22 protein-coding genes are annotated in these 22,201 nt (G+C 62.3%); 8 read left to right on the forward strand and 14 right to left on the reverse strand.

The features are described 5' to 3' along the window. Positions 1 to 89: 89 nt before the first annotated feature. The 6 genes from FFS37_RS25795 to FFS37_RS25820 all read right to left on the reverse strand — a co-directional run bounded on the left by FFS37_RS25795 (position 90) and on the right by FFS37_RS25820 (position 5,235). Positions 90 to 857: a YbaY family lipoprotein gene (locus FFS37_RS25795; protein ID WP_137933788.1), complete on the reverse strand. Its 768-nt coding sequence runs from the start codon at positions 855 to 857 to the stop codon at positions 90 to 92. Positions 858 to 952: 95 nt separating this feature from the next. Further along, positions 953 to 1,435, reverse strand: coding sequence for a molybdenum cofactor biosynthesis protein MoaE (locus tag FFS37_RS25800; protein WP_137933789.1), 483 nt, complete (start codon positions 1,433 to 1,435; stop codon positions 953 to 955). Positions 1,436 to 1,438: 3 nt separating this feature from the next. Further along, the gene (gene moaD / locus FFS37_RS25805) at positions 1,439 to 1,696 is read right to left on the reverse strand and encodes a molybdopterin converting factor subunit 1 (RefSeq protein WP_137933790.1); all 258 of its coding nucleotides are present in this window, start codon (positions 1,694 to 1,696) and stop codon (positions 1,439 to 1,441) included. A gap of 1 nt (position 1,697) precedes the next feature. Further along, positions 1,698 to 2,294, reverse strand: coding sequence for a CDP-diacylglycerol--glycerol-3-phosphate 3-phosphatidyltransferase (gene pgsA, locus FFS37_RS25810; protein WP_137933791.1), 597 nt, complete (start codon positions 2,292 to 2,294; stop codon positions 1,698 to 1,700). Between the two features lie 116 nt (positions 2,295 to 2,410). Continuing rightward, the gene (uvrC, locus tag FFS37_RS25815) at positions 2,411 to 4,474 is read right to left on the reverse strand and encodes an excinuclease ABC subunit UvrC (RefSeq protein WP_137933792.1); all 2,064 of its coding nucleotides are present in this window, start codon (positions 4,472 to 4,474) and stop codon (positions 2,411 to 2,413) included. Next, the gene (locus FFS37_RS25820) at positions 4,471 to 5,235 is read right to left on the reverse strand and encodes an SDR family oxidoreductase (RefSeq protein ID WP_137933793.1); all 765 of its coding nucleotides are present in this window, start codon (positions 5,233 to 5,235) and stop codon (positions 4,471 to 4,473) included. Before FFS37_RS25820 ends, uvrC begins: the two co-directional genes overlap by 4 nt. Before the next feature lie 413 nt (positions 5,236 to 5,648). On the opposite strand from FFS37_RS25820, the gene FFS37_RS25825 reads away from it, so the two are divergent. Then, positions 5,649 to 6,308 carry an outer membrane protein gene (locus FFS37_RS25825; RefSeq protein WP_137933794.1) on the forward strand — a complete coding sequence of 220 codons (660 nt, stop codon included), beginning with the start codon at positions 5,649 to 5,651 and terminating at the stop codon, positions 6,306 to 6,308. A gap of 77 nt (positions 6,309 to 6,385) precedes the next feature. On the opposite strand, the gene FFS37_RS25830 is transcribed toward FFS37_RS25825, so the two are convergent. Both FFS37_RS25830 and FFS37_RS25835 read right to left on the reverse strand, forming a co-directional pair. After that, complete coding sequence (locus tag FFS37_RS25830; RefSeq protein ID WP_137933795.1) at positions 6,386 to 6,982, reverse strand: glutathione S-transferase; 597 nt, start codon at positions 6,980 to 6,982, stop codon at positions 6,386 to 6,388. 408 nt (positions 6,983 to 7,390) lie between these two features. After that, complete coding sequence (locus FFS37_RS25835; protein ID WP_137933796.1) at positions 7,391 to 7,855, reverse strand: histone; 465 nt, start codon at positions 7,853 to 7,855, stop codon at positions 7,391 to 7,393. A 476-nt stretch (positions 7,856 to 8,331) separates the two neighbouring features. Between FFS37_RS25835 and FFS37_RS25840 the strand changes: the two genes are divergently transcribed. Continuing rightward, a complete protein-coding gene (locus tag FFS37_RS25840; RefSeq protein ID WP_137933797.1) occupies positions 8,332 to 8,643 on the forward strand; it encodes a transcriptional regulator in 312 nt (103 codons plus the stop codon). 198 nt (positions 8,644 to 8,841) lie between these two features. Here FFS37_RS25840 and FFS37_RS25845 read toward each other — a convergent pair whose 3' ends face one another. The 3 genes from FFS37_RS25845 to FFS37_RS25855 form a co-directional block, all read right to left on the reverse strand. Continuing rightward, positions 8,842 to 9,294, reverse strand: a complete 453-nt coding sequence (locus FFS37_RS25845) for a hypothetical protein (protein ID WP_137933798.1) — start codon at positions 9,292 to 9,294, stop codon at positions 8,842 to 8,844. Positions 9,295 to 9,552: 258 nt separating this feature from the next. Continuing rightward, positions 9,553 to 10,407, reverse strand: a complete 855-nt coding sequence (locus tag FFS37_RS25850) for a 23S rRNA (adenine(2030)-N(6))-methyltransferase RlmJ (protein WP_137933799.1) — start codon at positions 10,405 to 10,407, stop codon at positions 9,553 to 9,555. Then, positions 10,404 to 11,015, reverse strand: a complete 612-nt coding sequence (locus FFS37_RS25855; RefSeq protein ID WP_137933800.1) for a hypothetical protein — start codon at positions 11,013 to 11,015, stop codon at positions 10,404 to 10,406. The genes FFS37_RS25850 and FFS37_RS25855 overlap by 4 nt, the downstream gene beginning before the upstream one ends. A 1,129-nt stretch (positions 11,016 to 12,144) precedes the next feature. Between FFS37_RS25855 and FFS37_RS25860 the strand changes: the two genes are divergently transcribed. From FFS37_RS25860 to FFS37_RS25885, 6 genes are read left to right on the forward strand one after another with little or no spacing between them, the layout of a single operon-like run. After that, positions 12,145 to 13,179: a UDP-glucuronic acid decarboxylase family protein gene (locus FFS37_RS25860; protein ID WP_137933801.1), complete on the forward strand. Its 1,035-nt coding sequence runs from the start codon at positions 12,145 to 12,147 to the stop codon at positions 13,177 to 13,179. Then, entirely contained in the window at positions 13,176 to 14,162 is a 987-nt protein-coding gene (gene galE / locus FFS37_RS25865) for a UDP-glucose 4-epimerase GalE (RefSeq protein WP_137933802.1), read from the forward strand. Before FFS37_RS25860 ends, galE begins: the two co-directional genes overlap by 4 nt. Next, positions 14,159 to 16,045 carry a glycosyltransferase family 2 protein gene (locus FFS37_RS25870; RefSeq protein ID WP_171026418.1) on the forward strand — a complete coding sequence of 629 codons (1,887 nt, stop codon included), beginning with the start codon at positions 14,159 to 14,161 and terminating at the stop codon, positions 16,043 to 16,045. The genes galE and FFS37_RS25870 overlap by 4 nt, the downstream gene beginning before the upstream one ends. Beyond that, a complete protein-coding gene (locus FFS37_RS25875) occupies positions 16,042 to 17,457 on the forward strand; it encodes a UDP-glucose dehydrogenase family protein (RefSeq protein ID WP_137933804.1) in 1,416 nt (471 codons plus the stop codon). Before FFS37_RS25870 ends, FFS37_RS25875 begins: the two co-directional genes overlap by 4 nt. Further along, the gene (locus FFS37_RS25880) at positions 17,457 to 18,398 is read left to right on the forward strand and encodes a glycoside hydrolase family 26 protein (RefSeq protein ID WP_408631450.1); all 942 of its coding nucleotides are present in this window, start codon (positions 17,457 to 17,459) and stop codon (positions 18,396 to 18,398) included. Before FFS37_RS25875 ends, FFS37_RS25880 begins: the two co-directional genes overlap by 1 nt. Positions 18,399 to 18,432: 34 nt before the next feature. Then, positions 18,433 to 18,951: a DUF995 domain-containing protein gene (locus tag FFS37_RS25885; RefSeq protein WP_137933806.1), complete on the forward strand. Its 519-nt coding sequence runs from the start codon at positions 18,433 to 18,435 to the stop codon at positions 18,949 to 18,951. A gap of 72 nt (positions 18,952 to 19,023) precedes the next feature. Here FFS37_RS25885 and FFS37_RS25890 read toward each other — a convergent pair whose 3' ends face one another. The 3 genes from FFS37_RS25890 to FFS37_RS25900 all read right to left on the reverse strand — a co-directional run bounded on the left by FFS37_RS25890 (position 19,024) and on the right by FFS37_RS25900 (position 22,189). Further along, positions 19,024 to 20,016: a glycoside hydrolase family 26 protein gene (locus FFS37_RS25890; RefSeq protein ID WP_137933807.1), complete on the reverse strand. Its 993-nt coding sequence runs from the start codon at positions 20,014 to 20,016 to the stop codon at positions 19,024 to 19,026. A 202-nt stretch (positions 20,017 to 20,218) separates the two neighbouring features. After that, on the reverse strand, positions 20,219 to 20,668 hold the full coding sequence (locus FFS37_RS25895; RefSeq protein ID WP_137933808.1) for a DNA polymerase III subunit chi: 450 nt from the start codon (positions 20,666 to 20,668) through the stop codon (positions 20,219 to 20,221). A gap of 9 nt (positions 20,669 to 20,677) precedes the next feature. Further along, on the reverse strand, positions 20,678 to 22,189 hold the full coding sequence (locus FFS37_RS25900; RefSeq protein WP_137933809.1) for a leucyl aminopeptidase: 1,512 nt from the start codon (positions 22,187 to 22,189) through the stop codon (positions 20,678 to 20,680). Positions 22,190 to 22,201 lie beyond the last annotated feature (12 nt).

Consider the following 22,201-nt stretch of genomic DNA (forward strand, 5'->3'; position numbering starts at 1 on the left):
CGGCACATATCAGATACTGTGTAGACATAGCTGCACGTAAGGCTTGCCTGACAAGGCGGCCTGGTCACGCAACGCGCATAGTGAACCGATCAGCTCGCGGCGCTGAAACGCAGAATTTCGCGACCGTCCTTGTCCGAAATGGTGAGCCTGCCGGCATCGATCTTGTATGACGCCGCCCTGGCCAGCGCATCGAACAAGGCCTTTTCCTCGGCCATCACCTGCGGCGCACAGGCCTTGTAGGTAGAGCCGATCCCGCTGATGGAAATAGACCCGCCATCGACCCTGGCGGTGGCGAAATAGACATTGCAGGGGCCGTTGCCGCCGGCCTTGCCCGTCTTGCCGATCCTGAAGGTGGCTTGCGGCTCGCGTATCTCGCCAATGCCATCGATATATTCGACAAGCCAACTCTGGCCAAGCATTGAAGCCGCTTCGGCAGCATCGTTGGGCGCGACCATCTTCAGCACGACCGTCTGCGGCGCATCGCTCAGCGGATCGAGCTGATGACGCACATCGGAGATGAACATCAGCCTGTCGTCGACAGTGATGCGGGCCTGTAGCGCGTAGGTCATCCGCGACCGGATCACGGAGGGGTCGAACTTGATCTCGAAGCTGATCGGCACCTGGCCCGCCGGCTTGATCTTCTGTTCGCCGATGATCGTGGCCGGCGCGTCGGCCAGGGAGACGTCGGCAAGCTGGATGGAGAGCACGGCGCTGGGCGGCAGGGCGATGCGTTCGCGGTAGACCACCTCGCCCTTCACCGTCTTCTCGGCGGCCACGGACTGTTCCGGCACCGCCAGAATGCCGACGACCAGCGGCACGAAACCGAAAACGAAGAACTCCGCGATCCTGTCCAGCATGACCACCTCCCTTGCGCCGGGCTGCCAACGCCCGGGCTGATCAGCTCAGGCAATTGGCCAAAGGATTGCGGTCAATGCATGGCTGCGACGGGAATTTATTCGGGCCCTTTCGACTTCCACCGCCGAGCCGCCAGCGCATCGGCCTCTCTCGCCTCGACCCAGCCGCCCTCGGCGCCGTCGACACGATGTTCCTTCTTCCAGAAGGGAGCGCGCGATTTCAGATAATCCATGAGGAAATTCGCCGCCTCGAACGCGGCCTGGCGATGTGCCGAGGCAGCCACGACCAGCACGATGTTCTCTCCCGGCGCGATCTTGCCATGGCGATGGATGACGGCAAGGCCCTGCAGGGACCAGCGCTCCAGCGCTTGCGCCGCGATACGGCCGATTTCGGCCTCCGCCATGGCCGGATAGTGCTCCAACTCGAGCGCCGAAAGCGCCCCCTGTTCGTCGCGGCAAAGACCGGAAAAGGTGACCACCGCTCCGATATCGGTGCGGCCTCGCGTCAGCTCGGCGATCTCCGCGGCGACGTCGAAATCCTGTCGCTGGACGCGCACTGTCGGTACCAGGCCGGCCGACACGGATCAGCCCCCGGTCATAGGCGGGAACAGCGCGATTTCGCGTGCGCCCGCTATCTTCTCGCGGTGGTCGACATGTTCCTGGTTGATGGCAACGCGGATCACGTCTGGGTATTGCAGGGCGTGCTCATAGCCTTCGCCGCGCGATTGCAGCCAGCGCAAGAGGTCGGCGACAGTCTCGATGCCATCGGGCAATTCGACCTCTTCCTCCGATGTGCCGATCCGTTCGCGCACCCAGGCGAAATAGATGAGACGGGTGGTCATCTCACTCGTCCATGATGTGCTTGAGGCCGGCGCGGAAATAGTCGTAGCCGGTGTAGAGCGTGACGAGTGCGGCGATCCACAGCAGCACCAGGCCGGTCTGCGTGGTCAGCGGGAAGACCTTGTCGCCGGCCGGGCCCGCCAGCAGGAAGGCGATGGCGACCATCTGGATGGCGGTCTTCCATTTGGCCAGCTGCGTGACCGGCACCGAAACCTTCAGCGCCGCAAGATATTCGCGCAGGCCGGAAACCAGAATCTCGCGGCACAGGATGATGATCGCCGCCCAAAGCGACCAGCCGGCGATGCCGGCATGTCGGTCGGTGTCGGCCGCAAGCAGCAAAAGACAGGTGGCGACCAGCAGCTTGTCGGCGATCGGATCGAGCATCTTGCCGATGTTGGAGGTCTGCTGCCAGGCCCGCGCCAGATAGCCGTCGAGGTAATCGGTGATCGAAGCGAGCAGGAAGATGACCAGCGCCGACCAGCGGGCAAAATCGCTCGACTTCAGATGGCCCTCGAGGAAAAAGCACAGCACCACCAGCGGCACCGCGATGATGCGGGCGTAGGTCAGTATGTTGGGCAGGTTGAACGCGCGCTGGGCCATGTCTTCAAGGACTCTCTCTGCCTGCGTACTCAAATCAGAAGCGAATGTGGGGGGTCAACAGGCCAAAATCGATTGGCCAGCCGAAAATACCCTAATGCGTGTGAAAGCGTGATGCATCAACTCTCGTGGAAATGATTGTAGACCAGCTTGGCGACCTGCTCGGAAATGCCGTCGACCTTCCTCAGATCCTCGATGGCCGCGCGGCTGACCGCCTTGGCGGTGCCGAAATGCAGCAGCAAGGCGCGCTTGCGGCCAGGGCCGATGCCGGCGATCTCGTCGAGCGGGCTCTTGACCATTTCCTTCTTGCGGCGGGCCCGGTGCGAGCCGATGGCGAAGCGGTGGACCTCGTCGCGCAGCCGCTGGACGAAGTAGAGCACGGGGTCGCGCACGGGCAGCGAAAACGAATCCCTGCCCTTCACGAAGAATCGCTCGCGGCCGGCATCGCGGTCCTGCCCCTTGGCGATGCCGATCGCCACGACGCGGTCCTCGATGCCAAGATCCGACAGGATCTTGCGCACAGCCGTCATCTGGCCCTGGCCGCCGTCGATCAGGATGACGTCGGGCCAGGCCGGGAAGCCGCCGGAAATGTCGTCTTCGATATCATCCGCCGCTTCCTGCGAAGCATCGTCGGGCACCACATAGCCATGTTCCTTGAGCAATCGCGAAAAGCGTCGCTCCATGACCTCGCGCATCATGCCGAAATCGTCGCCAGGCGTGATCTCGGTCGAGCGGATGTTGAACTTCCTGTACTGGTTCTTCACAAAACCTTCCGGCCCCGCGACCACCATGGCGCCGACGGCGTTGGTGCCCATGATGTGCGAGTTGTCGTAGACCTCGATGCGCACGGGCGGTTTCGCCAAGCCGAAGGTCTCGGCGAAACCGGCGAGCAATCGCGCTTGCGTGGACGTCTCCGCCAGCCTGCGGCCTAGCGCCTCACGCGCGTTCTGCAGGGCGTTGTCGGTCAGGTCCTTCTTCTCGCCGCGCTGCGGCACCGAGATCGCCACCTTGCGTCCGGCGCGGGTGGAGAGCGCTTCCGCCAGCAGTTCCTGATCCTCGACGGCGTGCGACAGGAGAATGGCGCGGGGCGTGGGCTTGTCGTCATAGAATTGCGCCAGGAACGAGCCCAGCACTTCGGACCCCTCGAGCGCCGGATCGGCCTTCGGGAAATAGGCGCGGTTGCCCCAGTTCTGGCCAGTGCGGAAGAAGAAGACCTGGATGCAGACCTGGCCGCCCTCCTGATGGATGGCGAAGACATCGGCCTCGTCGACGGTCGCCGGGTTGATGCCCTGATGGCTTTGGACGTGCGACAGGGCCGCCAGCCGGTCGCGGTAGATCGCGGCGCGTTCGAAATCGAGGTCCTGCGATGCCTCCTGCATGGCGGCCGAAATCTCGGTCTTCACCTTCTGGCTACGGCCGGAGAGAAAGTCCTTCGCCTCGGCGACCAGCTCGGCATAGCCCTCATGCGATATCTCGCCGGTACAGGGACCGGCACAGCGCTTGATCTGGTACAGCAGGCATGGCCGCGTTCGGTTTTCGTAGAACGAGTTGGTGCAGCTTCTGAGCAGGAAGGCGCGCTGCAGCGAATTGATGGTGCGGCCGACGGCGCCGGCCGAGGCGAACGGGCCGAAATAGTCGCCTTTGCGCGACCGCGCGCCGCGATGCTTGTAGATGCCGGGCGAGACATGGTCGCCGGTCAGAAGGATGTATGGAAACGACTTGTCGTCGCGCATCAGCACGTTGAATCGCGGCCGCAAGCGCTTGATAAGATTGGCTTCGAGCAGCAGCGCCTCGATCTCGGTGCGGGTAACGACGAACTCCATCGTCGACGTCTCGCGCACCATGCGGCCGATACGGTTGGTGTGGAACCTGCCTTGCGCGTAGTTGGTGACGCGCTTCTTCAGGCTGCGTGCCTTGCCGACATAGAGCACGTCGCCCGCGGCGTTCATCATGCGGTAGACGCCAGGCGCGTTGGGCAGCCGCTTGACCAGCGTCTGGATCACCTCGGCGCCGACCATGCCTTCGGCGTCGCCGGCATGCGGCGTCCAGTCGATGGCCGTGAAGGCGATATCGGGGCCGGCAGGTTCGATGATCTCCTCGAGCGCCTCATCCTCGAGGTCGATTTCGGGAGGAAGATCATCGGCGCCGCCGCGCGCCTTGTTTTTGTGTTCCAGAGGACTCATTCCGCCATGCCTGTCACATCGGGCGTCTGCCACGCAAGATGCTGGCCGCCGTCGAGCGCGATCATCTGGCCGGTGACCGAGCGCGTATCCCAGAGATAGCGGATGGTGGCGCCGAATTCCGGCAATTCCGGGCCGCGCTTGAGGATCAGGCCGGCCACCTGTGCGTCGAAATCGGAATCATCCTGGCGCATATTCTTCAGCGTCGGGCCCGGGCCGATCGCGTTGACGCGAATGCGCGGGCCGAGCGCCTGCGCCAGCATCTGCGTCTGCGTCCACAAGGCCGACTTCGACAGCGCATAGGAAAGATAGCGCGGCGTCGGCCGCCAGACGCGCTGGTCGATGATGTTGACGATCAGCCCGTCTTGCCCCTCCGGCAAGGAGCGGGCGAAATTCTGCGCCAGAAGTGCTGGAGTTTTCACGTGAATGGCAAAGTGCCTGTCCCAGGCCTCCCAATCGAAACCTTCAATGGAATCATCGACGAAGAGCGAAGCGTTGTTGACCAGCAGCGAGATCGGTCCCAGCGCGGCTTCCGCCTGGCCGACAAGATCGCTGACGGCATCCACGTCGGTCAGGTCGGCGCTTACCACGGCTGCGCGGCCGCCGGAGCGGTTGATCGCTGCAGCCAGGGCATCCGCCTCGCTGTGCGAGCGGTTGGCGTGAATGGCAACCGCGAAACCATGACCGGCTAGGTCCTCGACGATCGCCTTGCCGATCCTTTTCGCCCCGCCCGTCACCAGCGCCGTGGCAGTGGCTTTGCTCATCTGCTGTCAATCCTCAATTTCGGCCCCAAAACACGACGCCGACGAAATATGGCCCTGCATGCGTTAAACGGCGTTCGCACCTGGGGCAGCATTGTGGCGAACTGCCCGGTTCGGCATGCCGACTCTTCTTGGACTCGGAACCGCTGGGCCGCAATATAGGGCGCTGGACTCCTTGCACCAAGCGGTGTGCAGCGCAACATGGAACGGCTGCTGACATTTCGCTGTTGCGAAGATGCAACGTCAAGGTTCTGCCTCATTCGCGCCGGGGAATGACCCAAGTTCAGGTTCGCTTCAGCCGCATTTTGACACGACATTTGGAACCGACGAACGCCAGATCCGTTTCACCCCCCGGACGGGTTGATGGCGATCGTAAGAAACAAGCCTGTGTCCTGTGGCTTAAGGAGTAAAGAACAATGCAAGCCAATCTCAAATTCGCACGGCCGCTGGCTGTCGCGCTCGGGCTCTTCGCCCTCGGCGGTACCGCTTATGCTGCGGACGTTGTCCAGGAAGAGCCGCCGGCGCCCGCTCCGGTTGCCGAACTGCCTGTCGCGTCCTGGGCCGGCCCCTATGCCGGTCTGAACGTCGGCTACGGCTTCAGCGGCAAGACCAAGGAAAGGGACTTCGGCGATTCGACCAAGACCAGCGGTTTCGTCGGCAGCGTCTTCGGCGGCTATCAGTGGCAGCAGGAGAACTTCGTGTACGGCGGTGAAGCCGAACTCGGCTACAACGGCGTCAAGGGTGACGACAACGGCATCAACTCGAAGGGCGGCTTCGAAGGCTCGCTGCGTGCCCGTCTCGGCTACGCCGTGACCCCGGAAATCCTGCTCTACGGCACCGGCGGTCTCGCCGGCAGAAGCCTGAAGGTCGAGGATTCGGTCATTCCTGGCAGCGACTCCGCTACCATGATCGGCTGGACGGCCGGCGTCGGCACCGACATCAAGCTGACCGACAACGTGTTCGGCCGTGTCGAGTATCGCTATACCGACTTCGGCTCGAAGGACTTCGGCGGCGGCATCGGCAGCGTCAAGAACACCGACAACCGCGTCACCTTCGGCGTCGGTATGAAGTTCTAAGTCGTTCAAGCCACGACACGAAAAAGCCGGGCCTCGCGCCCGGCTTTTTTTGTTTCCGATCGGCCAATGATCGGACTTCAGGCCGGAATGCTTCCCTTCAGCTCAGGGAATTTCTCGTCGAAGCGCGCCGCCCAGCGCACGAGCCGGCTACGGCCTTTCTCCCACTGACCGCCAAAACGCAGTGAGAGGTAGCCGAGACAGGCGCGCAAGGCCATCTGGCCGACGGTAATCTTCTTCGGCAGCTTCGGCGGATTGGCGTTGAGCAGATCGAGCGCGGCGGTGATCTTCGCCCACTGACGATCGAGCCAGGGCTGATAGACCATTTCCTCGGGCCGGGTGCGACGCTCGTAGACCATCGACAGCGCGCAATCGCAGATGCCGTCGGCCAGCGCCTCGAGCCCCTCCGCCTCGAGCCGCTTGTCGGGATTGCGCGGAAATAGCGCGTTCTTCGAAAGCCGGTTGAGATGCTGTGTGATGGCCCTGCTGTCATGAACCGAGCGGCCGTCTTCCAGCACCAGAACCGGGATCTTGCCGAGCGGGTTCGCACCGATCAATTCAGCCGGCCTGTCCTCGGTCTTGACCGGCACCAGCTCGATCGCGATCCCGGCATAGGTCGCCGCCATCCTCACTTTGGAGCTATAGGGAGACGTGGATGCATAGAGCAGCTTAGGCATGATCGGTTTCCTGTTTTGCGAAAGCCCAGTGTTGACCGGACGCCGTGTCGCGATCAACCGCCAGAACACAAAAAGGTAACTGCCAGAAGCCGGTCGCGGCTTCAGCACCAGACGCCAGGACAGGCTTACGGATTTGGACGCTGGAAAACACAGGCAATCGGCAGGCTGACGCGATATGAATCGCGAAGCCTCACGGGGCCAGGCGTTGCGCCGGCACCGTCGCCAATCATAGCGAAGAAAACGCACAAGGGAGCGAGGCAGCCAGTCGGCGCCTCGCTTGCTTACCCTCGATCCCTTCCCCGACGTTCAGCGCCGGGACCCAATCCCGTCGCCGAAGACGTTCAATCCAGAGCGTCAGAGCGTCCTTGCCGAGTCCCACGGGACCACGTGACGCCCCAACGGCCCGGTCTACTTCTTGGCCGGAGCCTTCGCGGGCGCGGCCTTCGCCTTCGGCGCTGCGGCCTTCTTCACGGCAGGCTTCGTCGCGGCGGCTGCAGCCTTGGCCGCCGGCTTTGCTGCCGGCTTTGCCGCTGCCTTTGCGGCGGGCTTCGCCGCGGCCTTCGCGGGCGCAGCCTTCTTGGCCGCGGGCTTCGCTGCAGCCTTGGCCGCCGGCTTGGCTGCCGGCTTTGCCGCTGCCTTTGCGGCGGGCTTCGCCGCGGCCTTCGCGGGTGCAGCCTTCTTGGCCGCGGGCTTCGCAACAGCCTTGGCCGCTGCCGGCTTCTTGGCCGGTGCAGCCTTGGCCGCTGGTTTCGCCGCCGCCTTGGCGGGCGCTGCTTTCTTCACTGCCGTCGCGGCCTTGGCCGCCACTGCTTTTGCGGGTGCTTTCTTTGCCGGTGTCTTGGCTGCCGGCGCTTTAGATGACTGCTTAGCCATGTCATGCCCCTTCACGTTATGCCGATGGCCGTGAATGACCCCGGCGCGCAATGCATATCTGACTCGCGGCTCGCTAGCCAGCGAAGCAATGGTATGATTTCGTCAGCTTAAATTTTGGTTGCGATCGGCACGCGATCGCACTCATCAACGCATAAAACCGCTTTGATCTTCTGAGCTTCGCAGCAATCCGGCGTCGGCATTCTCGGCGCGTATGATCCGCGAGCCTGCGAAGACTAGCCGCTTATGATGATCGGCGACCAATATCACGACGGCTCGCCTCATCGAGGCAGTCATCTTGCGCGAACCAGCAGGCACGTCCAGATCATCGATGTGATGCGGCAAGCGATCCGAGATTACCTTGTCAAGCACACACCATCACCTCATCGTCAATTGACAGATAACTCTGTATTGCAGAGTATTCCGTGACAGACGCCCATGGTGACAGCCAGAAGGCTTTGCGGCATTGGAGCCCGTTGATGAGCGCCGACGACATCATCCACCAAGGCACGCGGCTGAGAATCATGGCCATCCTCAACACACTGGAAAGGCGCGAGGCTCTCGAGTTCACCCAACTGAAGGCCATGCTGCAGGCCACCGACGGAAATCTCGGGGCGCACATCGATACGCTGGCTCGGGCCGGCTATGTCGATGTCGAAAAGCTCTTCGTCGACCGGCGGCCGCGAACCCGGGTGAAGGCAACGACAACAGGGCGACGGGCCTTTCGCGGCCATATCGCCTTTCTTCGCAAGATCGTCGATCAGGCCGAAGCAACCCGACGCGGGAGATAGCGATGCCCTGGGCATGATGCCGAAAAGCGCGAGGCGGCGCTCGACAGCATCAGAGCGGCCCCCAGGTCGTCACGACCTGAGATCGTCAAGCTCTATCGTGTGATGGCCACGACAACGCCGGCATGCGAGGGACCGCACCTCTGTCAAGACATCGCGGCTCAGGCCGCGGGCGCCAGAAGAACGGAAACCAGACCGGGTTTAGCGCAGCACGCGGCAACGGCCGTTGTAGACCATCCAGCGATCGAAGCCCGACACGCAGAACTCGACGTTGTCGCCGATCGACGCGAAGCCCTGACCTTCCTCGATCAGGTACCAGATGGTGCGGTCGCGGCCGTCGGAGAGGCTGACGGTGGCGCCGCAATAGCGGCGGCCGATCGGCCAAGTGTCATTGGCAGGCAGATAGCGATGCTGATGGATGCGCCGGAAGTCGGTGATCTGCACATCCGGCAGATGCGGGACGTGATGCACCTGATAGGAGAAGCGGTGGGTGATCTTGCTCAGCACCCAGGGCTGGCCGCAGACGCCGCCATCGTCGTCGGAATAAACGCCGAGGTCGGCCGCCTGGGTTGCCTGGATGGCACCGAGAGGCGCGGCAAGCGGTGTGCAGAGCGAAATCAGGGCAGCAAGTGCGGATTTGGCGAAGCGAGTCATGGCAGCCTCTCAAAGGTCGATTGCGCGCACTCTGCGGATTCGCTGACGTGCGGTCAAGCGGCAGCCCGAACAATGGTTTCCGGAAAGGACGTGCAAGGCGCGCCCCTAGAAAATCGCCCGCAGGCGAACTGGCGCCCGTTGACGTGCCGCGACATGCGGGGTGCGTGTCGTCGTGGCATGCCTCCACCAGGCGGGCAGCGCCTGAGAATCAGAGCGCGGCGGCATCGCCCGCGATGAGAATTGCCTTGGATGCCGTCCTCAAGCCTGCTCGCCGGCCAGCCACTCCAGCGACCAGTCCGCCGGCTGTTGCACGGCGAGCACCTTGTGCAGCGCCGGCAGGATGGTTCTCAATTCGCCTTCCAGCGTGAAGGGAGGGTTGACCACCACCATGCCGGTGCCGTCGAGGCTAGGCTCCGAAGAGGCCGGCCTGATCTCGAATTCTATGTCGAGGAGTTTCGGGATGCCGGACTGCTTCAGCGCCTTCCTGAAGGCGATCACCGCCTTGCGGTCCTTGATCGGATACCAAAGGGCGTAGATGCCGCCGGGCCAGCGCTTGTGCGCCTTCACCAGCCCATCGACGAGGCGGCCAAACTCGCCTTCCTCCTCGAATGGCGGATCGATGAGTACCAGGCCGCGCTTTTCCTTCGGCGGCAGATGCGCACCCAGCGCCAGCCAGCCGTCCAGCTCCATTACCCTGGTCTGGAAATCTGCGGCGAACTCCGCCTTCAGCTTCGCGGCGTCCTTCGGATGCAGCTCTATGGCCGAAAGCCTGTCCTGCTTGCGCAGAAGGTTGCGGATAAGCAGCGGGGAGCCCGGATACTTCCTCATGCCCCCCTCTCGATTGAGCGAACCTACCGTCTCCAGATACGGCGCCAGCAAAGCCGCCACCCCGGCATCCAACGAAGCGCCAACCAGCCTGCCGATGCCACCTTGCCACTCGCCCGTCTTCTGCGCCTCGACCGACGAGAAGTCGTAGCGGCCTGTACCGGCATGGGTGTCGACGACGCGAAACGCCTTGTCCTTCTGCTTCAGATATTCGAGCAGGCGCGTCAGCACGACGTGCTTGACGACGTCGGCGAAGTTGCCGGCATGATAGGCGTGACGGTAGTTCACTTGGCTCCCCTTCCCCAGCGCGGCGGAGGCGGCTGCGAGTTGGGATTTTCGGGACGACCTCCCCCGGAACGCCGAGACAACAGAAAACCGATCAAGCCGACCGCCATCAGCGAGAGACCTATCGGCCGCGCCCGCCGATCGGTTTCACCGACCCCGGAACGCAGCACGAGATCGACCGCACGCATCGGGATGTCCTCGGCGTCGCCAGGACCGGCGGTGAAGACATAGGAACCGGAATTGACCGTCGCGATCACGCCCGCATCGTCGCGAAAGATCTTGTCGGGCAGTTGCGGAGAGGCCTGGCGAGGATTGTCGACGTGGTTGAACTGCAGCGTCGAGGCAAGCACGGTTCGGCCGTTGGTGGCGGCGGTCAGCGTCAAGACGGTGCGCTGCTGTGAAACGATGCGTTCCGCCCTCGCGGTGAGATCGACCAGGACCCGCACCGGCGCGTCGCTGCTGCTCAGCGACACGGTCAGCGGCCTGAAACGACCCTGCTCGTAGACTCGCCAGGTGCCGATCTCGCGGCCGGAAAAATTGGTCATCGCCCAGGGGTAGATCAGGCCAATGCCAGCGCCGGCCAGCAGGATCAACACAAACAGAGAGCGCATTCAGTCGGTCACCTTATGATCAAACCTGGTAAGAGGGGCGCAATGCGTTGGCAGCGTCGCGCAAACGCTCCACCCGATCAAGGAGGCGGCAGCGCACCCGGATGTCTTGTCGAATTCGGCGCCAAGATACAACCATCAAGGACATCAGCCGGAGCAGCCTGCCCGGAGTTTGACGCCGATTCATTCTACCCAGGCGATCAGTAGCTATCGCTAAATTAACGACTGACAGCATAATGGAGGGTAGATGGCCTCATGGCAGCGATTCGGGCTTTTGGGGCGACATTTCCGAATTCGGAGAAGCTTGATGCGCGAATATTACCAGAGTAAAGGCGAACCCCACACCTCTTGCAGCTCATCCAGCATGAGTATCGCAAGAAATTTTTTTATAGCCATGATCACAATTCTTTCCATCTCCGGCTGCCAAACTTCCGAAACCGGCGATCACGCCTCTTCTACCTCGAAATTCGCCTCCAGAGAGAAGACAAATATCGCATATAATTTTGACGCATCGGCGAATTGGAACCCTTATATCGGTAATTCATCTCACATTTGCAGCCCAAGTGGATTTGGCCGCCAATCACATTGTTTTCTTAGGATATAATGATAAAGCATATTTATTGCTCCAGTAATTTTGGCCTATACCCTTGGGAATGAAGGGCGGATTTCCACTATTATCGACTTTATAATTTTGTCTATATTTAATTTACACTGCTTCGCACGATCAAGATCCCCTGTTTCGCGCGGCGTCAACCGCCGAATGGCTTAGCGCCTCGAAAGCAGACGACGACATCATGATTAACCAATCACGAATGATTTTAGTTAAGCGATTGCTAATTTAGTTGACTACGATGTCCACAGGTATATTTTTGGGTCGTTGGGATGTGCAATTTACGCGGGTAGCGGGCGATGATGGCACCAATCCGGTAGTCGTGAATTCGGGGCATCTGGACTGCTGAGCGGCCACGACGGGCCGCGCAGCACCGGTTCTGCGAACTCTAAGAACAGCTAGCGCACATCAGAGATGGCGTGTCCGCGCGAGCGGAGGGTTTTGTCGCGTCCGCAGGGACGTGGCCGGGCAGCGCTTTGTCCTGCCCGGGCGATGGTGTGCGCAGTGCGTAAGGGGAAGACCATGAGTAGGGTTGTCAAGGTTCTGAAACTGCGGGACGAGGCAAACAACAGGCAGGCTCGCGGACGCCGCGCACTGGTTGCCGGAGGCGCGGGATTTCTGGGTTCGCATCTATGCGAGCGACTGCTGGCCGACGGATACGACGTCGTCGCGATCGACAATTTCCATACCGGCAAAAGATACAATCTGCAGGCCATGCTGGGCGGTCCGGCATTCAGGTGCATCGAGCACGACATCGTGGATGCGCTGCCGGAAGACATTCCGGTCGATGAAATCTACAACCTCGCCTGCCCCGCCTCACCACCGCACTATCAGGCCGATCCGATCCACACGTTCAAGACCAGCGTCCATGGTTCGCTGAACCTTCTGGAACTCGCGCGGCGCCACAATGCCAGGATCTTCCAGGCCTCCACTTCGGAAATCTATGGCGACCCGCTGGTGCATCCGCAGCCGGAAAGCTATCTCGGCAACGTCAACACGCACGGCCCGCGATCCTGTTACGACGAGGGCAAGCGCTCGGCCGAGACGTTGTTCTTCGATTACTCAAGGACGTTCGGCCTCGACGTCCGCGTCGCGCGGATATTCAACACCTATGGCCGCCGCATGCAGCCCGACGACGGACGCGTGGTGTCGAACTTCATCGTCCAGGCGCTGCGTGGCGAGGACCTGACCGTCTACGGCAGCGGCATGCAGACACGGTCGTTCTGCTACGTGGACGATCTGATCGAAGGCTTTATCCGCCTCATGAGAGCGCCGACGCCGCCGGCGCATCCGGTCAATCTCGGCAACCCTGCCGAATTTACGGTCATGGATCTGGCAAGGCAGGTCGTCGAGTACACGAATTCGCGATCGCGGATCGTGCACCGGCCTCTGCCCATCGACGATCCCAGGCAACGCAGGCCGGACATCTCATTCGCCAGACAATATCTCGGCTGGGAGCCGACGATCAGCCTGAGCCATGGCCTCGCCCGCACGGTGGCGTATTTCGATGCCCTGCTCTACGGCACGCGGGCCATCAAAGAGGCCGCCGTGTCATGACCCGCCCCGCGGTACTCGTGACAGGCGGTGCGGGCTTCATCGGCAGCCACACCTGCAAGCTGCTGTCGGCTTCCGGCTATCTTCCGGTGGCCTACGACAATCTGAGCCGCGGTAACGAAAGATCGGTTGCATGGGGGCCGCTCGTCGTCGGCGACATCCGGGACAGGAGCATGCTGGAAGAGGCCATCGGCAAGTATCAGCCGAGCGCGGTCATCCATTTCGCGGCGCTGGCCTATGTCGGGGAGTCTGTCCACCAGCCGGCCGAATACTATTCGACCAATGTGGCGGGGACCATCGCGGTGCTTGACGCGGCCCGCGCAAACGCGATCGGGAACATCATCTTCTCCAGCAGTTGCGCGACCTATGGTGTACCGGAGGCACTACCGGTGCGCGAGAACTCGTCCCAGAATCCGATCAGCCCCTATGGGCGCAGCAAGCTGATGGGAGAGCAGATCATCGGCGACTACGCGGCCGCCTATGGCATGAAATACGCCATACTGCGCTATTTCAACGCCTGCGGCGCCGACCCCGATGGCGAGCTCGGGGAATGGCATTCACCCGAGACGCACCTGGTGCCCAGAGTGCTGATGGCCGCCTCGGGGCTGATCGACGAGATCGAGGTGTTCGGTACCGATTACGATACTTCGGATGGCACCTGCGTGCGCGACTACATCCATGTCAGCGATCTCGCCCGGGCGCATCTGAAGGCGCTCCTCCACCTCGAGGCCGGCGGCGAGAGCCTGTCGGTCAATCTGGGCACCGGGCGAGGCATCTCGATCAGGGAAATCCTCCAGGCGGTAAGCCGCATGACCGCGCGACCGGTCCCGGCGGTCTACAGGACCCGGCGTCCAGGAGATCCGGCCGAGCTCTATGCCGATCCGCTCAATGCGCGCGAGCACCTCGGCTTCGTGCCGGAGCTTTCCGACATCGATACGATCGTTAGGACGGCCGCTCCCTTCTTCGGCCTCGAGGCGACGCGATGAGAGCCGCTCTCGCGCCATCGCACCGGACCTCCGGTACGACAGCCAACAAGGTGGCTTCCCGCGGCCGCGAGCGCAATTCGTTTCTGGTATCCTTGATGACCAGGCCGCAGAAGGCCGCCTATGTTTCGGCCTACCTGCTCTGGCTGGCGTCACTGGTCTATTTCTGGTCATGGTGGCTTGACCCGGCTCACAATGTCGGAACCGTGCGGTTCCTGACCGTCTCGGCGCTGGTAGCGCTGACAATGGCCATGCCGCTCTACACCTTGACGATATTCCTGCGATCGAGAGTTCCGGCGCCCGGCATAAGCCTGTCCGCGACCCGCCGCGTCGCCATGGTCGTGACCAAGGCGCCCTCGGAGCCATTCTCCATCATCGCCGAAACCCTCACCGCGATGTGCGCACAGGACCTCCGGCACGACACATGGCTGGCGGATGAGGATCCCTCCGAAGAGACGCTGGCCTGGTGCCGGGCGCATTCCGTTTTTGTCTCCACGCGAAAGGGACGCGACGATTATCACAGGCCGCAATGGCCGCGCAGAACCAGGTGCAAGGAGGGAAACCTTGCCTTCTTCTACGACAATTACGGCTATGACCGGTACGATTTCGTTGCCCAGCTGGATGCCGATCACGTCCCCTCGCCCTCCTATCTCCGGCACATGCTGGCGCCCTTCTGCGATCCTCGGGTGGGCTATGTCTCGGCGCCAAGCATCTGCGACAGGAACGCGGGCAACAGCTGGTCTGCCAGAAGCCGGCTCTACGCCGAAGGCATTCTCCACGGCGCGCTGCAGGCCGGCTATAATGGCGGTTGGGCCCCAATCTGTTTCGGCTCGCACTACGCCGTTCGGACGGCCGCGCTGAAGGATATTGGCGGTCTGGGGCCGGAGCTCGCCGAGGATCACTCCACGACCCTGATGATGAATGCGAGGGGTTGGCGGGGAGCCCACGCCATCGATGCGATCGCCAATGGCGACGGGCCTCAGACCTTCGCCGATCTCGCGACGCAGGAATTCCAGTGGTCACGCAGCATCATGACGCTGCTCATCAAATACACCCCCGACTATATCGGGAAACTGCCTTTGAAGCTGCGGTTTCAATTTCTCTTCTGCCAGCTTTGGTACGGGCTGTTCTGCACCACGATGGCGCTCTCGTTTTCCATTCCGATCGTGGCGCTTCTGTTCGACATGAATTTCGTCGGAACGGATTTTCCGCAATTCTTCAAGCACCTGTTGCCTTCGACGATCATTCTCACATCGATAAACACCCTGTTTCGTGCCAATGGCTGGTGGCGCCCAACCTATGCCAAGGTCTTCAGCTGGGAAGGCGTCCTCTTCCCGTTCGCCAGATGGCCGTGGGCGCTGGCCGGAATACTGGCGGCCTTTCGCGACTGGGCTACCGGAACATTCGTCGATTTTCGCGTGACACCGAAAGGTGCCGCGCCTACGGACGTCCTGCCCTTCCGGATCATCGTTCCGTACGCGGCGCTGTCGATCGCCTCGGCGCTGCCGGCGATCCTCGTCGACAATGTGACGGCCGGGCGCGGCTTCTACTTCTTCGCCATATTCAACGCCATCGTCTACGCGCTGATCCTGGTCGTGATCATCCTGAGGCACGCCTACGAGAATTCGCTGAGCCCGAATGTCGGCCTCATCAGACAGAGCGCGTTCGCCGCCGTGGTCTCGACGATCTCCGTGGTTTCGCTGTCGGCTCACGGCCTCGAGGGCTTGGACACGATGGCGGCCGGCGCCGAACCTCTCAAACTCACGCGTCTCACCTACGGCCCATCCGGAGCCGGGCAGACGGCGGTCAAGGCCGGGAAGCTGCGTTTCGAAATCTGGTGGGACAGCCAGGCCGAGACCCTCGGGAACAAAGGAAACCTGCCATGAGGATAACCATCGTCGGTTCAGGATATGTGGGCCTCGTCTCGGGAGCCTGTTTTGCGGCCTGGGGCCATCAGGTCATCTGTGTCGACAATGATGCGCGCAAGATCGCCGATCTGCGCCAGGGCATCATTCCGATCTACGAGCCGGGGCTGGAAAGCCTGGTCAGGCAGGGCATCAAGGCGGCCACACTTTCCTTCACCACCGATTGCGCCGCGGCCGTCGATGGATCAAGCGTGGTGATGATCGCCGTCGGCACGCCGCCCCGGCCAAGGGATGGCAACGCCGACCTGTCGTTCCTGTATGGCGCGGTCAAGGAGGTCGCGACCGCGCTGACCGGCTATGCGGTGATCGTGACAAAATCCACCGTGCCCGTGGGCACTGGCGACGAGATCGCCCGGATCGTTTCAAGGACGCGCCCCGACGCCGAATTCTCTGTCGCCTCCAACCCCGAGTTCCTGCGCGAAGGATCCGCCGTCGGCGATTTCCTGCAGCCGGACCGGATCGTCGTCGGCGCCATGGACGCGCCGGCTTTCGCCATGCTGGACCGCCTCTATGCCCCTCTCATCGGAGCCGGCATTGCCGTCGTCAAGACCGAGCGCAGAACGGCCGAACTGATCAAATACGCGGCCAACGCCTTCCTGGCCGTCAAGATATCCTTCATCAACGAGGTCGCCGACCTCTGCGAACGCGTCGACGCCGATATCGAGAAAGTCTCCCTCGGGATCGGTCTCGATCGCAGGATTGGCGCCAGCTTCCTGAAAGCCGGGCCTGGTTTTGGCGGCTCGTGCTTTCCCAAGGACACGCTGGCCCTTTTGAGGACGTCGCAGGACTATGGCGTTCCCCTGAGGCTCGTCGAGGAGACCGTCGCGGTCAACGACGCGCGCAAGCGGCGCATGGCATTGAAGGTCATCGATGCGCTCGGTGGTTCGGTGGACGGCGAAGTCATCGCCATCCTCGGTCTCGCATTCAAGGCCGACACCGACGATGTTCGCGAGACCCCGGCCTTCCCGCTGATCGAGGCTCTTCAGCGTGCCGGCGCCAGAATAAGGGCCTTCGACCCGCAGGCAATGGAACGGTCGCGCGCCATACTGGACGAGGTGACCTTCTGCACCGATCCCTACCAATGCGCCGACGGCGCCTCGGCGATCGTCCTGGTCACCGACTGGCCGGAGTTCAGGGATCTCGAATTCCCGCGGCTGGCGAAGATCATGAGGCGCAGAACGCTCATCGACCTGCGCAATGCCGTCGATGCGGACGCAGCCGGTGTGAGCGGCTTCACCGTAACCTCGATCGGCCGGCCGACAGCGGCACAGCCGCATGGGCGGAAGGCAAATCAAACCCAGGAGGAAGGCAGCGATATCGGGGCGATCTACGCAAAGCCCGAGAATCCTCAACACAGACATGGAGTGATGTGATGAAACGGACGATGAAATCTTATCCGAGGAGCCTGGCGCTTCTCGTCGCAATGGGATTGGCGGCCGGCGTGACCATGTCGGCCAACCTGTCGCTCGGCGCGTCGACCGACCCGTTACAAGCGGCGACGCCACAGGGCACGGCCCCCGACTTTGGCGCTTACGATCCTTATGGCGCCTTCAGCAGCGACAAGACGGTCAAGATCGAGCATCTGTTCCTGCCGTGGGAAGATGTCGATCTCGCGAGCCTGCCCGCGGCCGATACTTATGCGGCCGCAAGAGCGAGAACCATCCTGATCACGATCGAGCCATGGACGTGGTCGCAGCAATGGCGCGTCACGCCGACCGAGCTCAGGGACGGCATCCTGTCGGGCAAGTACGATCCCAACCTCGACGCCATTTGCAGGATCGCCGGCGGCATGAAAACCGCCGTCACCATACGCTTCGCGCACGAAATGGAAGACAAGAGGGGCCGCTTCTCCTGGGCGAACTGGAACCCGGCGGACTATATCGCGGCCTATAAACATGTCGTCGATCGCTGCAAGACGCTGGCTCCCCACGCCGCGTTCATGTGGTCGCCGAAAGGCGATGACGGACTGGCCGCCTACTATCCCGGCGACAACTATGTCGACGTGATCGGCTTGTCGGTCTTCGGCCTGCAGAAATTCGACCGGGACAAGTATGGCCGGGACCGGACCTTCTCCGAGTTGCTGAAGCCGGGATACGACCGGGTCGTCCAGTTCAACAAGCCGATTGTCGTCGCCGAACTCGGCTATTCCGGCAGCAAGGACTATGTCGCGGCATGGGACGCCGAAGTGCGCCAGCCCCTGCCCGCGTTCCCCAAACTCACGGCGGTCGTCTATTTCAACGACAAGGAGGTCTACCCTTGGCCTGAGCACTACGGCCTGCCCGACTGGCGCATACGGCAGAACATCATCAACTGATCGCCTGGAAGGCAAAACAGAAAGGGAGTTGGCTATGCGTGCATTCAAACTGGTTGCTGGCGCCGTCGGGATCGCCTGTCTCCTGGCGGGAACGGCGTCGGCGCAGACGGTAAGTTCGATCGGCAAGCGGGCCGAACAGGGCAAACCCCTGACAGCAGGTGACGTGCTGGCGATCTACAACAACATGACCTGGATGTGGAAGGATGGCGCCGGCTACTTCCAGCAGGAGAAACGGCAGTTCGCCGGCTGGAGCGGCACAGGTCCGGCCGCCGCCTACGGCGAAGGTGTGTGGTTCCTCAAGGACGACGGCACCTTCTGCTTCCGCGCAAAATGGACCAGCGCGAAGAAATCCAGCACGGACTATTCGTGCTTCGCCCATCGAAGGGTCGGCGGCACGATCTATGCGAAGAACACGGCGAAGGGAGACTGGTACGTGCTGACCGGCGACACCAAGGGCTATCAGGAAATCAAGATGCTGAAGCCGGGTGACCGGGTCAGCAAGCGGGTCCAGGAAATCAAGGATTCGCTGAACCGGCAGGCAAACGCGGGCTGAGCCGGCGATAGCCAACCCAAGGTTCGATGCCGGGCTATCGGGGTCACCGGAGGCGGGTTCCGCTTCCGGGCCTCAAGGGAGCGCTGCGAGCTTGGCCGGATCAACCCGCCAGTCCGGAGAACCGAAACCTTTCGGCCAGTAATGCGGCTCCTTGTCATTGAAATAGACGATGGTCCTCAGCAATGGAAACTTCGCCGCATTTGTTTCGCGGTCCATGACTTCAGCCAGCCAGCGATCGACATAGGTCTCGTCGCCCGAAATGCCGAGTTCGGAGATGATCACCGGCTTGGCATAGGCGACAACGTTTCGATAGGTTTCCCAGAAAACCTCACGAAAGGCGCGGTCGCGTCCGCCATGCTTGTGGTCCCATTTCTGCAGACCCCAGAGGGACACGCCGACATAATCGACATAGTCGGAACCGGGATAATACTTCCTCAGTTCGCCGTCGCCGCGCGGCGACCAGACGATCAGCGTGGAAGGAGACAGTTCACGGCAGCGCTTAACCACATGCCGGAACGCTGCGATGAAGTTGGCGGGGTCTTTATGAGCCCAGGGGTAGCGGTCCGAAGCCGCCTCCATTTCATGCCCCCAGCGCAGCAACGTTCGGCCAGATGACCTGCCCAGTTCGGTGCAGACACGGTCGATCTGGCTATCGTATCCCGACTGGGCAATTTCGCGCAGCATGGCATCCCCGCCGCGGCGCATCTTGGAAGCCTTGGGCCAAGGCTCGACCGTCACCATCAAGTCGCGTCCGCGCGAGGCCGCCTCATTCGCCTTCTGCCTCAATTTGCCGGCGTCGAACGGCTCCCAGGCGACGAAAACGTGCTCGATACGGAAATCGGACGCCGACTTGAAGACGTCAGCGGGATCGTAGACGCCGAATTCGATCGGCGCGGGCTGCGAGCCGGCCGGATCCTTGTTCTCCGGCAAGGCCGTGGTCTCCATACGGTCGATGTTGGCATGATCGGCGCCTGTTGTGAAAGCCACAGGGGCGAGAGCGGCGTTTCCCGGAAGGATCATGCCAAATGCAACGCAGAGCTGGACGATGAGAGAGCCAAACAGCATCGATGTATCCCCGATTTGCCGGGATACTGCGCCACGCTCGTTGATTAGAGATAAATAATATAGCAATTTCAATTAGTTAGTTAACTTGCTCTTGTTCAAAACGCTAAGATTTTATTCGATTTTGAAACGCTTGGCCGGTCTTGCCACCATCTCGCCATTTGCCCGAGGTCGCGCCTCGTCGACGAGACAAGGTCGCGGGGTTCTAAGCCTTTCGTTCCCAGCGGCGGTCGGCGGTCTGCTGCCAGTAGGTCACGGCGTGGCCGGCGTCCTTCATCGTTTTCCAGTGTGCCCGCGCCGCGTCGACCTGGGTCGCGTCATGGCCGTCGAACAGGAAGACGGCACGCTCGTAGCCGCTGAGTTCGGGCGGCGCCGCGCCGTCGACCAGGAACCTTATCCTGGCCTCGTTGGGATTGGCGTCGCCGGTGGTCAGCAGGATCGGCTGGTCTGTGGGATAAGGCTCGCGATCGGTGGCATGCGCCAGGAAGGAATCGTCGCGAAATGTCCACAGATGCTGGTCGAGCGCGTCGCGCCGTTCCTCGGTGCCGGTCTGGACCACGACGCGCCAGCCACGGTCGACGCTGCGCTCGAGCAGGCCGGGCAAGGCATCCTCCAGCGTCGATTCGGTCAGATGATAGAACAGCACGTCGGCCATGGGTCGGGATCAGCCTTCGTAGTGATCGCGCACCAGCCGGTCGAGCAGCCGCACGCCAAAACCCGAGCCCCACGACTGGTTGATCTCGCTCGACGGCGCGCCCATCGCCGTGCCGGCGATGTCGAGATGCGCCCAGGGCGTGTCCTTGACGAAGCGCTGCAGGAACTGCGCGGCAATGATGGCGCCGCCATAGCGGCCGCCGATGTTCTTCATGTCGGCGTTCTTGGAATCGATCAGCTTGTCGTATTCGGCGCCGAGCGGCATGCGCCAGAGCCGTTCCTGCGTCGACAGCCCCGCTTCTGCCAACCTTTGCGCCAATTCGTCATTGTTGGAGAACAGGCCGGCATAGTGCAGCCCCAGAGCGACCATGATGGCGCCGGTCAGCGTCGCCAGATTGACCATGAACTTCGGCTGGAAGCGGTCGTTGCAATACCAAAGCGCATCCGCCAGCACGAGGCGGCCCTCGGCGTCAGTGTTGAGCACCTCGATGGTCTGCCCCGACATGGAGGTGACGATGTCGCCGGGGCGCTGGGCATGGCCGTCGACCGCGTTTTCGACAAGGCCGATGATGCCGACGACATTGGCCTTGGCCTTGCGCGCCGCCAAGGTGTGCATGAGGCCGGTCACGGCGGCGGCGCCGCCCATGTCGCCCTTCATGTCCTCCATGCCCGACGCCGGCTTCATCGAATTGCCGCCGGTATCGAATGTAACGCCCTTGCCGACGAAGGCGACGGGGGCGTCCTTTGGCTTGCCGCCGTTCCACTGCATGACGGCCATCCGGGCGCCGCGAGGCGAACCCTGGGCGACGCCGAGCAGCGAGCCCATGCCGAGCTTCTTCATCTCCTTCTCGGTCAGGATCTCGACCTTGACGCCAAGAGTCTCCAGTTCCTTGGCGCGGGCAGCGAACTCGACAGGTCCCAATATGTTGGCGGGCTCGTTGACGAGATCACGCGCCAGAATCACGCCGTCGACCACCGCCTCGTTGTCGGCGAAGGCCTTCCTGGCCCCGACCGGGTCGGCGGTGTGGATGGTTATCTTGACCGGCTTCTTCGTGTCGGCCTTCGCGTCATCCCTGTCCTTCCTGGTCTTGTATTTGTCGAAGGAATAGCCGCGCAGGAGAATACCGGCCGCAAGGCTGGCGGCGGCCTTGCCGTCAACCGTGGCTCCGGCCAGGTCGAGTTCCACGGCCACTTCGGTTGCCTTGCGCAGCGATGCCGCGATGGTGCCGCCAAGCTTCAGCCATGCGTATTCATCGAGCCCCGACGCCTTGCCGGCGCCAATCGCGACCAGCCTGTCCAGCGAGGTCCCTTCGGGCGCCAGCACCTCGACGACCCCGGCGAACTTGCCCGTGAATTCGGCCACCGGGAAAGCCCGGTCCAGGCTTTTGCCGGGATCATAGGCCCGGGCATTTTCGCTGAGGCCACCGTCTTCGGACGACAGCACGAACACCGTGCCCTTCCTGTTCGCCGCCGTCTGAGGCGCGGCGAATTTTGCAAAGGCGATCGATGGTCTCGGGTTCATCATGTCCTGCTT

Origin of the sequence: Mesorhizobium comanense (assembly GCF_005503535.1) — a bacterium.
Taxonomy (GTDB): domain Bacteria; phylum Pseudomonadota; class Alphaproteobacteria; order Rhizobiales; family Rhizobiaceae; genus Mesorhizobium; species Mesorhizobium comanense.